At 43.2% G+C, this 12,061-nt stretch carries 11 protein-coding genes; 4 read left to right on the top strand and 7 right to left on the bottom strand.

Annotated elements, in window-relative coordinates:
- Positions 1 to 73: 73 nt before the first annotated feature.
- The 4 genes from B4K20_RS10170 to fusA all read left to right on the top strand — a co-directional run bounded on the left by B4K20_RS10170 (position 74) and on the right by fusA (position 5,630).
- Complete coding sequence (locus B4K20_RS10170) at positions 74 to 1,585, top strand: NADH-quinone oxidoreductase subunit M (protein WP_289282798.1); 1,512 nt, start codon at positions 74 to 76, stop codon at positions 1,583 to 1,585.
- 15 nt (positions 1,586 to 1,600) lie between these two features.
- The gene (gene nuoN / locus B4K20_RS10165; RefSeq protein ID WP_289282797.1) at positions 1,601 to 3,034 is read left to right on the top strand and encodes an NADH-quinone oxidoreductase subunit NuoN; all 1,434 of its coding nucleotides are present in this window, start codon (positions 1,601 to 1,603) and stop codon (positions 3,032 to 3,034) included.
- A gap of 8 nt (positions 3,035 to 3,042) precedes the next feature.
- Positions 3,043 to 3,345, top strand: coding sequence for a DUF2818 family protein (locus B4K20_RS10160; RefSeq protein WP_289282796.1), 303 nt, complete (start codon positions 3,043 to 3,045; stop codon positions 3,343 to 3,345).
- A 194-nt stretch (positions 3,346 to 3,539) separates the two neighbouring features.
- Positions 3,540 to 5,630, top strand: coding sequence for an elongation factor G (gene fusA / locus B4K20_RS10155; RefSeq protein ID WP_289282795.1), 2,091 nt, complete (start codon positions 3,540 to 3,542; stop codon positions 5,628 to 5,630).
- Positions 5,631 to 5,691: 61 nt separating this feature from the next.
- On the opposite strand, the gene B4K20_RS10150 is transcribed toward fusA, so the two are convergent.
- The 7 genes from B4K20_RS10150 to mdoH form a co-directional block, all read right to left on the bottom strand.
- Positions 5,692 to 7,065, bottom strand: a complete 1,374-nt coding sequence (locus B4K20_RS10150; protein WP_289282794.1) for a PFL family protein — start codon at positions 7,063 to 7,065, stop codon at positions 5,692 to 5,694.
- A gap of 38 nt (positions 7,066 to 7,103) precedes the next feature.
- A complete protein-coding gene (locus B4K20_RS10145; protein WP_286304055.1) occupies positions 7,104 to 7,670 on the bottom strand; it encodes a glycine cleavage system protein R in 567 nt (188 codons plus the stop codon).
- A gap of 149 nt (positions 7,671 to 7,819) precedes the next feature.
- On the bottom strand, positions 7,820 to 7,978 hold the full coding sequence (locus B4K20_RS10140; protein ID WP_289282793.1) for a YqaE/Pmp3 family membrane protein: 159 nt from the start codon (positions 7,976 to 7,978) through the stop codon (positions 7,820 to 7,822).
- Between the two features lie 28 nt (positions 7,979 to 8,006).
- Entirely contained in the window at positions 8,007 to 8,468 is a 462-nt protein-coding gene (locus B4K20_RS10135) for a DUF4112 domain-containing protein (RefSeq protein ID WP_289282792.1), read from the bottom strand.
- Positions 8,465 to 9,370, bottom strand: a complete 906-nt coding sequence (locus tag B4K20_RS10130; protein WP_289282791.1) for a diacylglycerol/lipid kinase family protein — start codon at positions 9,368 to 9,370, stop codon at positions 8,465 to 8,467. Before B4K20_RS10130 ends, B4K20_RS10135 begins: the two co-directional genes overlap by 4 nt.
- Complete coding sequence (locus tag B4K20_RS10125) at positions 9,360 to 10,154, bottom strand: metallophosphoesterase family protein (protein WP_289282790.1); 795 nt, start codon at positions 10,152 to 10,154, stop codon at positions 9,360 to 9,362. The genes B4K20_RS10130 and B4K20_RS10125 overlap by 11 nt, the downstream gene beginning before the upstream one ends.
- A 25-nt stretch (positions 10,155 to 10,179) precedes the next feature.
- A partial coding sequence (gene mdoH, locus B4K20_RS10120; protein WP_289282789.1) for a glucans biosynthesis glucosyltransferase MdoH occupies positions 10,180 to 12,061 on the bottom strand: 1,882 nt, incomplete at its 5' end.

Here is a 12,061-nt window from a genome sequence, read left to right as displayed (position 1 = left end):
CATTTGCAATGATCATCGGGGTGGGACTACTTCTCACTTTTTTTGTAGTGTGACAAGGACGGACTAGGCATTCATGTTAGCTCAACTTCCTTTACTCAGTCTCATTATCTGGATACCTATTCTGGCAGGGATGATTAGCTTATTCCTGAATGAACGTCCCTGTATGAGTAAGTGGCTAGCTTTAGCAGCTAGTAGCCTCACATTTGTCTTATCACTTGGGCTTTATCTAGGCTTTGATAACGCCTCTGCAAACATGCAATTCGTTGAGCTATATCCTTGGGTTGAGTCATTCAATATCAATTATCATCTGGGTATTGATGGTTTTTCTCTGCCCTTGATCATATTGACCACGATATCAACGATATTAGTCGTTATCGCCGGTTGGCGCGTTATCGACTACCGCTTGAATCAGTATCTTGCCGCTTTCTTGATTATGGAAGGCTTGATGCTGGCGGTTTTTGCAGCGCTTGATGCCATTTTATTTTATGTGTTTTTTGAAGCGATGCTGATTCCGTTATTTTTGATTATTGGCATCTGGGGTGGACCGAATCGAGTTTATGCCACAATCAAATTCTTTTTATATACCTTCTTTGGCTCAGTCTTTTTATTAATCGCGTTGCTGTACCTGCATCATGTTGCTGGCAGCTTTTCATTACTTGATTATCATTCGGTCGCGTTGTCTATGACAGAGCAAACGTGGCTATTTTTTGCTTTTCTGATCGCGTTCGCGGTCAAAGTGCCGATGTGGCCAGTGCATACCTGGCTACCTGATGCGCATGTGGAAGCACCGACGGGGGGGTCCGTTATTCTGGCGGCCATCACGTTAAAAATTGGTGGCTATGGTTTTATTCGTTTTGCCTTACCTATCGCACCAGATGCCAGCATGGCCTTGGATTGGTTATTAATCAGTTTGTCTTTGATTGCTGTGGTGTATATCGGTTTTGTTGCTCTTGTACAGTCAGATTTAAAAAAGCTCATTGCTTATTCAAGTATTGCTCATATGGGGTTTGTGACCTTGGGCTTGTTTATTGTTTTTAGAATATTTTTTAATTCATCCACCGGGAGTGGAGCCGTCTTAGCTGTCGAAGGCGCGATGGTGCAGATGATTTCACATGGCTTTATTTCAGCGGCCATGTTTCTGTCCGTTGGCGTGTTGTATGACCGTATGCATACTCGCGAAATTAGTGCTTATGGCGGGGTGATTAATACCATGCCGACGTTTACTGCATTTGCCGTGTTTTTTGCGATGGCGAATGCTGGTTTACCAGGCACATCGGGTTTTGTGGGTGAGTTTATGGTGATTTTAGCCGCTTTTCAGGCAAATTTCTGGTTTGCATTTTTGGCGGCAACGACCTTGATTCTGGGAGCGGCTTACACTTTATGGATGGTTAAGCGCGTATTTTTTGGTGAGGTCATGAATCAACAGGTGGCTCAGCTAGAAGATATTAATACGCGTGAATTTATGCTGTTAGCCAGTTTGGCTGTCATTATATTACTACTGGGTCTATGGCCTGATCCCTTACTAGACGTCATGCACGCTTCTGTTGAGAATTTATTAACGCAAGTGGCTCAATCCAAGCTATAAAAAGGACAGCGGATAATGAACTATCAAGTGCCAAATATGTTGTTTGCATTGCCGGAAATGGTCATGCTGGCAATGGCCTGTGTTGTCTTGTTGTTTGTGGCTTTTACCGGTAATAAAAAAATTAACTGGACTTATGGTCTCAGCCAACTCAGTTTATTCCTTGTCCTGCTGACAGTCCTGCTGTCATGGGGAGAGTCAGGCACAACTTTTTCTGAGACCTATGTTAAAGATGGTCTCAGCGATATATTAAAAGTTGCTATCTGTCTGATTAATATGTGCGTTTTATTATATTCCGTTGAATATTTACGGGTACGCCAATTACTCCAGGGTGAGTTTTACGTTCTCGCTTTATTTGCCACTTTGGGTATGTTGATTTTGGTGTCAGCGAATCATTTTCTGACCTTATATCTAGGACTAGAGTTACTCTCTCTCTGTCTCTACGCGATGGTCGCCATGCATCGGGACTCTGTGATGGCAACTGAGGCTGCAATGAAATATTTCATTTTGGGTGCGATCGCTTCAGGGATGCTTTTGTATGGCATGTCAATTATTTATGGCATCACGGGTAGCTTGATGTTGCAGGAGGTGGCAACAGCCATCTATGCTTCATCTAGTAGTGATACGATTCTGAGTTTTGCACTTGTTTTCGTAATTATTGGCATTGGCTTCAAATTTGGTGCTGTACCATTTCATATGTGGCTACCGGACGTCTATCATGGGGCGCCTACCGCCATGACACTTTTCATTGCTGCCGCCCCTAAAGTGGCCGCCTTTGCTTTGTTGATTCGATTATTAGTGGATGGACTGATAGACTTACAAACCTATTGGCAACCGATGCTGATGTTGATGGCTGTTTTATCAATGATAATCGGTAACCTTGTCGCTATCGCACAAATCAATATTAAGCGTATGCTGGCTTATTCAACGATATCTCATGTCGGTTTTTTATTGATGGGTGTGTTGTCTGGGACTGAAGCTGGGTATGCGGCATCACTTTTTTATACGTTAATTTATGCATTGATGACCTTAGCGACTTTTGGTGTGGTTTTACTGATGAGTCGTTATGGGTTTGAGGCAGATAATATTGATGACTATAAAGGGCTGAGTTCTCAGCATCCATGGTTAGCCCTGTTAATGATGATTTTGATGTTTTCAATGGCGGGTATCCCACCATTGGCTGGCTTTTACGCCAAATTAGGTGTGATAAAAGCCGTCGTTGATGCTGATATGCTGGCCGTAGCTTTAGTTGCCGTGATGATGTCAGTCATTGGTGCTTTTTATTATTTACGGGTAATCAAAGTGATGTATTTCGATAAAACAGATGAGGTGCATGCATTTAGTTACTCTGGTTCAGCGGCATTTGTGTTGAGTGTCAACACACTATTGGTGCTGGCATTGGGGATATTCCCTGGCGTGTTAATGTCGATTTGTTCGACGGTTTTTTCTTGAGGAATAAGATGTCTATCTGGCTTATGTTAGGGCTGTTTCTTGTGTTGGCTAACTTACCATGGATTGGTGATCGTGTGTTTTTTGTTTATGCACTGGAACGTAAATCGAACTGGGTAAGACTGTTTGAGTTAATGGTGTATTTTTTCATCAGTCTAGGTATCGGTATCGCGTTTGAAATTCGCTTCTCTGGTGATGTGTATACACAAGGCTGGGAATTTTTTGTGACAGTCTTGAGTTTATTTCTGGTGTTGTCAGTGCCAGGGGTTATATATCGTTACCAATGGTTGCCTATGCAATATAAATTCAAATAGCACTTGAAACCCCGCAAATGCTCTAACATCATGCTGACATTAACAGCGCGTAAATTTATCGAATGGCGACATATAGCACTTTGTCGCTTTTTTACTTATAAATGTGTGCATCTATAAACATTCTAGTTTAGAATTGGCGGGTTTAACTCCGTGTAAATGCACGAATTGTTCATTCAAATAATAGAGACAGGATTATGGCTTCTGATTTATCCAAGTACAGAAATATAGGTATCTTCGCACACGTTGACGCAGGTAAAACCACGACAACCGAACGTATCCTGAAACTGACCGGTAAAATTCACAAATCGGGTGAAACACACGAAGGAGAATCAACCATGGACTTCATGGACCAAGAAGCCGAACGTGGTATTACCATCCAGTCTGCTGCGACGACTTGTTTTTGGAATGGTCATCGCCTGAACGTTATCGATACTCCAGGACACGTTGACTTCACTATCGAAGTATATCGTTCACTGAAAGTACTTGACGGTGGTATCGGTGTTTTCTGTGGTAGTGGTGGTGTTGAGCCTCAATCAGAAACTAACTGGCGTTATGCCAACGAATCAGAAGTATCACGTCTGATTTACGTCAACAAACTTGACCGTATGGGTGCGGATTTCTACCGTGTTGTTAAGCAAGTTGAAGACGTGCTTGCAGCTACACCGCTAGTTATGGTTCTGCCAATCGGTATCGAAGACGAGTTCAAGGGTGTGGTTGATCTGCTGACACGTAAAGCATGGTACTGGCCTGACGAAAAAGATCCTGAAAACTATAGCATTGAAGAGCCACCTGCAGAGATGGCTGATCAGATCGAAGAATGGCGTGAAAAACTCGTTGAGACGGCTGTAGAGCAAGACGACGACTTAATGGAAAAATATCTAGAAGGTGAAGAACCTTCAGTTGATGACCTGAAAAAATGTATTCGTAAAGGTACATTAGAATTAGCCTTCTTCCCTACATATTGCGGTAGTTCATTCAAAAACAAAGGTCTTCAGTTAATTCTGGACGCGGTTGTTGATTATCTTCCTGATCCAACACAAGTTGATCCTCAACCAGAAGTGGATTTAGAAGGTAATGAAACAGGTGAGGTGGCCACTGTTGATATCAAGGGTCCATTACGTGCATTAGCATTCAAAATTATGGATGACCGTTTTGGTGCGTTAACCTTTGTTCGTGTTTATTCAGGTGAACTGCGTAAAGGCGACACTGTCTTGAATACTTTCACAGGGAAAACTGAACGTGTTGGTCGTATGGTGGAAATGCATGCCGATGATCGTAACGAATTAGATTATGCCCATGCGGGTGATATCATTGCTATTGTTGGTATGAAAGATGTTCAAACTGGACACACATTATGTGATCCTAAAAATCCAGCAACACTTGAACCAATGGTTTTCCCTGATCCTGTTATCTCTATTGCTATCGCGCCTAAAGATAAAGGTGCAGCAGAGAAATTAGGTATTGCTCTGGGTAAAATGATTAAAGAAGATCCCTCTTTCCGCGTTGAAACAGACCAAGATAGTGGCGAAACTATCATGAAAGGTATGGGTGAGCTGCACTTAGATATCAAAGTAGATATCCTGAAGCGTACTCACAACGTTGATGTTGTTGTTGGTGAACCTCAAGTTGCGTACCGTGAAACAATCACACAACGTGTTGAAGATAGCTATACGCACAAAAAACAATCTGGTGGTTCTGGTCAGTTCGGTCGTATCGACTACATCATCGAGCCAGGTGAACCAGGTAGTGGTTTCACATTTGAATCAACGGTTACTGGTGGTACTGTTCCTCGTGAATTCTGGCCCGCTGTTGAAGGTGGCTTCAAGAAAATGATGGATAAAGGCGTGTTAGCTGGCTTCCCATTACTTGACGTTAAAGTGAATTTATTTGATGGTGCATTCCACGCAGTTGACTCATCTGCTATCGCATTTGAGTTAGCGGCAATGGGTGGTTATCGTCAATCTATTCCTAAAGCAGGTCCTCAGTTACTTGAGCCAATCATGAAAGTTGACGTGTTCACACCTGAAGATAACGTGGGTGATGTTATTGGTGACTTAAACCGTCGTCGTGGCATGATCAAGTCACAAGACGCTGGTGCAACTGGTGTACGTATTAAAGCAGATGTACCACTGAGTGAAATGTTCGGCTACATTGGTTCACTACGTACTATGACTTCAGGTCGTGGTCAGTTCTCAATGGAATTCCTGCAATATAGCCCATGCCCACGTAACGTGTCGGATGAAGTTATTAAGGAAGTGAAAGAGCGTGAAGCTGATAAGAAATAAGCGATTATTTCTATAGAAATAAAAAGGGCTGATATATCAGCCCTTTTTTTATGTCTCAAGTTTAGTTAACTAAACTTTGTATTGGTGAGGGAATTCGTCCACCCAGACGAACAAAATGATTTTCATGGCTACCCATGTTCACAGCCATGACTGGACCTTCACCCAATAAACCACCATAAACAACATGATCACCTGCTTTTTTACCGGGAGCTGGAATCAAGCGTGCAGCAGTGGTTTTTTTGTTAATCACACCAATCGCCATTTCATCGGCAATAATGGCTGAGATCATTTCTGCAGAGGTATCTCCGGGAATGGCCACCATATCTAAGCCAACAGAACAGACGGCGGTCATAGCTTCCAGTTTTTCCAATGACAAGGTGCCATTTACTGCTGAATCAGCGATAGTTAAATCTTCACAAACTGGAATAAAGGCACCGCTCAATCCACCGACATGAGAGCTGGCAAATGCGCCACCTTTTTTAACCGCATCATTGAGCATAGATAAAAAGGCGGTACTGCCTGGCGCTCCAATTGCTGGAAGCCCAATAGCTTCAAAAATTTCACCGACACTATCATTTTTATTGGGAGTAGGGGCGAGTGAAAGATCAACGATACCAAATGGTAATGCCAATAATTGAGCAACTTCACGACCAACTAACTCGCCAGCACGTGTGAGGCGAGCTGCGGTTTGTTTGATAACATCTGCTGCACGGCTCAGGTCCATACCATCTTCTTCTTCAAGGGCACGTTCCAGGGCCGCTTTGACAACACCAGGACCGCTGACGCCGACACTAACCACTGCATCGGCTTCTCCCACACCGAGATAAGCGCCAGCCATAAATGGTACGTCTTGCGGGATATTAGCAAAAACGACGAGTTTAGCCGCTGCTAAGCCATCATCTTTGGCTGTCATTTCTGCTGCTTGTTTGATGATGACACCCATATCTTTGATGGCATCCATATTAATACCAGCACGTGTACTCGCCACATTAACAGATGAGCAGACGCGTTGACTTTCAGTCAAAGCTTGCGGGATGGCATTAATGAGTGCTCTGTCACCATGGGTCATGCCTTTTTCCACCAGTGCAGTGAAGCCACCAATAAAGTCGATACCTAATTCTGCGGCAGCTTTATCTAGCGTGAGTGCGATTTCCACCATTTGATCAGAATTAAATGGGGCAGCGACAACGCCAATAGGGCTAATCGATATACGTTTATTAGCTACTTCAATGCCGTAGCGTCTTTCAATGCGATTGCAGGTGCTAACAAGATTGCCTGCAATGCGGGTAATTTTGTCGTAGATTTTGCGTTTAAAGGTATTAATGTCATCACTGACACAATCAGCCAGACTGATCCCTACGGTCACAGTACGTAAATCCAGGTTCTCTTCACGTACCATTTGCAAGGTAGAAATAATATCTTTGGGATTAATCATTTTATGTCCTGATATGAACGAGTCGGAATATAGCGTAGTTAGTTAAGTATATTGCTGACAGAATCAAAAATTTTACGATGTTGTACACTGACCTCGAGATCGAGACGTTGGGAGATATCTGCCAGTGCATCGCGTAAATCATTCATGATGGTGGCTTTAGGCACATCAATTTCAAAGACCATTAAATTGTCCATTGGGTTTTTACCCCCTTTGAAAATGGCTTGCATATTGGTGATATTGACACCGTGTTTAAAAAGCTGCCCAGCCACTTCAGCGACAATACCTTGTCGATCAGGGCCTATCACCGTGACGATATAGGGTTGTACTTCAGGTTTATTTTGATACCAATCTGAAGCTTGTTCATTCCAAGGATGAACACGGATAAATAACCCCATCTGTTTGCAGTTCGCTTCTAACGCGGATTGAAGATCATCGCAATTTTCATCGTGTGGCACATCGACCAGCAGTAGGGCACCAAAAACTGAGTTTAAGAGTGTTTGACTTAAGTTTTCTATATTGCCGTTACGCTGATTTATCACATCTGCAATCACAGACATAATGCCAGGTTGATCACTACCCAGAACAGAAATTAATACTTTATTCATTTTTCACCTTAGAGATGTCGCTAAGAGCTAGCACTTTATATGATCGCAATATTGTCTGGTATAGACAAACACAAAAATGCCGGGAGAAGTCCCGGCATTATCGTAACATCTAATGTGGCTGTATTGATTAGAACAGCTTGATCAGAGTACTAACGTTTGGCAATAATCCAGACTGCGTGAACAATACCCGGGATATACCCCAGAAAAGTTAAAAGGATATTGAGCCAAAAAGCACCACCCAAACCAACTTGTAGAAATACACCAAGTGGTGGTAACAGAATGGCAATCAGAATTCGAATTAAGTCCATAATAACTCCCTTTTAATCATCGTTGTTTTTAGTAGGATTGAAATAATGCCGTCCAGATTAAGCTGATAATCCAGACAGCAAAGCTTATCGCTAAGCCAATTATGGTGATTAGAATCACAATAAAAGCGATATTTTCCAGCAACGTTTTGCGATACACCTGCTGGGGTTGTTGCTCATACTCACGGAGAAGAGCGACATTCTTCTGGTTGGCTTTCCAGATAAAATCAAACACATCACCAATGACCGGTATGGCGCCGATGGTGGTATCAATAAGCATATTAATCACCATTTTGATGAGGATGGTTCTTGGTACACCCAGTTGATGGGCCTGATAGATAATGACACTGGATAATAAGCCACCAATAAAATCACCTAATCCGGGTATCAATCCAAAAAAACCATCCGCACCAATTTTAAAGCCACCAGGTAAGGTGATGGACTCATCAAGAAACCAGCTTAACTTATGTATAAAACGTGTTTTCTTACTCATAGGGCCTCATCTGAAGCAGGTATGACAACATTCAAACTATCACGTTGAAAACGGTATTGCAGTGGTGGTTTCAGTTTTATTAACTCACCATCCACTGCTACAGTAAGCCATTTCTTGCGTGAGAGCACTGTGACGTTAAACTCGTCGAGAATGGTGGTTTCTATCATTTTTGCTTTTGATAATGGATCCACACCCATTAACATCGCACTAAACGCCAGCTTAATGGCCGACCAGCTATTATTGCAGCGTACAACAATCAGGTGAAGACCGTCACGTCCCCCTGTTTTTATTTGTCCCATAGCGGGTATTTGTAGATCACGCTCACCCACCCCGACAAATAGAAGCGGCGTTTTAATTTTCTGCTGATTAAGAATGATATTGGCATGTCTGAAGTGATATAACCTTCTGATACCAGCCAAAAGGCTGGCCAACAAATATTGCATTTTTCGTTCAAGGTATTCACGTGTGCGAACGAAGGTGACATACGCACCTACCGAGCTTGTATTCAAAAATAAATAGTCATTCACATAAGCAACATGGGTACTGAAAGCTTGACCTTGTATCGAGAGCTCCAATGCTGCGTGAATGTCCGTCGGGATCAATAAACGTTTAGCAAAATGATTGAGTGTACCGCCGGGAATGATGGCAAGTTCTGTTTGACTGCCAATCGTTAAACCTGCGGCCAGTGCCAGAGTGCCATCACCACCGGACACGATAATCCATTTTTGCTTGTTTGCAATAGCCTGTTTAATCGCCGTTTCTATTTCAGATGCTGAGAGCGTATGAAGTGAAATGGCTGAATGATGCGCGAGCATCTTGATGACTTCCGCTGCTGTACCGGTATGTTTATTGACAAACGTCAGTATTTTTTCAGGCTGGCTGGTGTTGTTATCATTGTTCATGCCAGCCGCCATTATCACGATAAAAAGTTTGTGTTGCTGATAATTGAAACTCATCCTGATGCCAGTGATGGCGGGCAATGGTTAATGTGGATTTATCACCGCTAATAATATTAAAACTATTGGTATGCTTGGGTAAGAGTCTGTCCGAAGTAGTTGTGCCAGCATGCGACACAATGATGCCATCCACCACACGACAATAATCAACATGCACATGTCCACTCAGTATCAAATCCAACCCTGTATCTTTGAATGATGCCAATGCTTTGTCACGTCCACCAATTAAATGTCTGGCTTCATACTCAGATGGCAGCCAGAAAGGATGGTGAGCAACCAGTAATTGAAGTTGATGTTCAGGTGCCTCCATCACTTGCTTTGTTATATGCTTGATTTGTGACGAACTGATTCTTCCGCGGGACCAGTCCATATAGAAGCCTGCTTTTCTGGCAGTATTAATGCCAATCAGCTGATAGTTGTCATTCGTATACTGAGCCTCAAGCTCCCTCTGAACCCATTTATGCCATTTCCGCCAAGGCCAAAAGAAGCGTTCGATAATTCGGAAAGTACTAAGATCATGATTGCCGGGGATGATGAAATAAGGCGTGTTAATGTCGTTAAGGAAGTCAGCCGCCTGTTGGTATTCTTTTTCTGTCGCTCGCTGTGTGAGATCACCACTAATGATAATCATGTCAGGCTTTATAGACTCAATTTTCTGTTTTAAGCCTACTAAGACATCAGTGAGAATGCGTCCAAAATGTAAGTCGGATATATGAACAAACGTGGTCATAGAGAGTTAATTTTCAGCCTGATTTTTAATCATGATGTCTGACCAGACCATGGGTTTTCAGTTGTTTCACAGCAACCTCTTGCGACAGCAATGCAATCATCTCCACAGGCTCCAGTGATTTTTCCAGCTGAGGCAAAGATGAAGCATGACGAATTTTCCACTCAGCAGTGACAGTCGGCGCATGGAACTCATCTGGTTTAGGCGCATCGATAAGTGGTAATTGGGCCAGATGCCATTTACACAGTTCGGCATGTTGATCCAAACACATAAGCGGAGAATCAACAGGATCTTGTTGAGGCGTCTTTTTAATTTGCTCGATAAGGCTTTTCAGAATAGTACTTGGCCGCTTTTCTTCTGGTGCCCGCAGCAGACCTAGAATCGTAAGAGGTCTGGCACGTTTTGCGCCACCACTTAACCATGAAAGTGGGATAGATAACATTAGTCCACCGGATATGGGTAACAACCAGTAGAACATTTCAATACTTAAGCTATAAGAAATGCCGGCCAGAATAAAACCGAATAGGGTATGACTGCGATGGGCACGGGTCACTTGTCCCAGGCTTAAAGCACCATCATCACGTGATTGCGGGTTCCAGCCGCTATCTTTTCCCATAAGGATATGACAGACAACACCAAACTGAGCGACCATCAAAATAGGCGCATAAAGGGCTGACATAATGGTTTCAAACAGGACGCTAAAAGTGAGTAAAATCGGGCCTCCAAATTGTTTGCAACGGCGCCAGTTTACAAGAGCTGCAAACCAGCCAAACAATTTTGGTGCAAGCACAATTGCCATCGAGACGACAAACAAGTCCAGCGCCCGTTCAGCATCGAATACTGGCCAGAGAGGGAAGAGGGAGGGGTTTGCAAAATATTCGGGACGAACAAACTGTGCCTGCACAGCAATGGCTAAACCGACCATAATAAGTGAAAGCCAAAGCACCGCGCTCAGATAAGACATCATGCCAGAGAAAATATGCAGTCTAGTGGGAAAGGCTAAATCATGTGCGAGAAGTATTCGTCCATGTTGTAAATTTCCCTGACACCAGCGTCTATCGCGTACGATCACGTCAGTTAGTGAAGGAGGCGCTTCTTCATAAGAATCCTGAATATCAGTATCAAATCTTACCCCCCAGCCAGCACGACGTAATAATGCTGCTTCTATAAAATCGTGACTGAGGATATGTCCACCAAAAGGTGCTTTGCCTGGCAATATCGGTAGTGAACATGATTCAGCAAAAGCCCGGGTACGAATAATGGCATTGTGTCCCCAGAAGTTAGATGAGAGGCCATGCCAGGCAGCCAGACCTTCGGCATAAATGGGGCCAAAACAGTGATTAGCAAACTGTTGTAGCTTGCCATATAGACTACTGGCGCTGATGAGGGTGGGTAAGGTCTGAATTAAACCAACCCCAGGTGCTGCTGCCAATCTGCGCGATAGGGTCAGCATGCTTTGTGCGCTCATCAAACTGTCAGCATCCAGCACGATCATGGCTTCATAAGCACCGCCCCAATTGCTGACCCAATGTGCGATATTGCCTGCTTTACGTTCCTGATTATTGGCACGACGACGATAATAAACAGGGCAGTCTTCATTTTGTGTTTCGAAGAGTTCAATAAAGGCTTTTTCTTCAGCAAGCCAGGCATTGGCCTGATTGGTATCACTTAAGATAAAAAAAGCATACTTGCCTGGCGCTTGTTTTAATAAGTCTTCACGCATGGCTTTAATGGCCGCTACGATTCGACCGGGTTCTTCTTTATAGACGGGGAATAATATCGCGGTTTTAAAATTAGGTTCTGTCTCAGCTTTTTTAATGATTCTGGGTTTGAGGTTAATCAAAAAGCCTAACAAGGCTTGTGAAAAAGCAAAAGATATCCAGATAAAATTTAAACTGAATAAACATAAA

This window comes from Methylophaga sp. UBA5088 (assembly GCF_002414625.1).
Classification (GTDB): domain Bacteria; phylum Pseudomonadota; class Gammaproteobacteria; order Nitrosococcales; family Methylophagaceae; genus Methylophaga; species Methylophaga marina.
Note: the sequence above shows the minus strand (reverse complement) of the source record. Positions and strands in the feature narration are given on the sequence as shown.

What these genes read in the sequence shown, in the direction of transcription:
- B4K20_RS10130 (WP_289282791.1), bottom strand. Translation starts at nt 9,370, where the DNA reads ATGAACAATGATAACAACACCAGCCAGCCTGAAAAAATACTGACGTTT.
- B4K20_RS10160 (WP_289282796.1), top strand. Translation starts at nt 3,043, where the DNA reads ATGTCTATCTGGCTTATGTTAGGGCTGTTTCTTGTGTTGGCTAACTTA.
- B4K20_RS10125 (WP_289282790.1), bottom strand. Translation starts at nt 10,154, where the DNA reads ATGACCACGTTTGTTCATATATCCGACTTACATTTTGGACGCATTCTC.
- B4K20_RS10145 (WP_286304055.1), bottom strand. Translation starts at nt 7,670, where the DNA reads ATGAATAAAGTATTAATTTCTGTTCTGGGTAGTGATCAACCTGGCATT.
- nuoN (WP_289282797.1), top strand. Translation starts at nt 1,601, where the DNA reads ATGAACTATCAAGTGCCAAATATGTTGTTTGCATTGCCGGAAATGGTC.
- B4K20_RS10135 (WP_289282792.1), bottom strand. Translation starts at nt 8,468, where the DNA reads ATGAGTAAGAAAACACGTTTTATACATAAGTTAAGCTGGTTTCTTGAT.
- B4K20_RS10150 (WP_289282794.1), bottom strand. Translation starts at nt 7,065, where the DNA reads ATGATTAATCCCAAAGATATTATTTCTACCTTGCAAATGGTACGTGAA.
- fusA (WP_289282795.1), top strand. Translation starts at nt 3,540, where the DNA reads ATGGCTTCTGATTTATCCAAGTACAGAAATATAGGTATCTTCGCACAC.
- B4K20_RS10170 (WP_289282798.1), top strand. Translation starts at nt 74, where the DNA reads ATGTTAGCTCAACTTCCTTTACTCAGTCTCATTATCTGGATACCTATT.
- B4K20_RS10140 (WP_289282793.1), bottom strand. Translation starts at nt 7,978, where the DNA reads ATGGACTTAATTCGAATTCTGATTGCCATTCTGTTACCACCACTTGGT.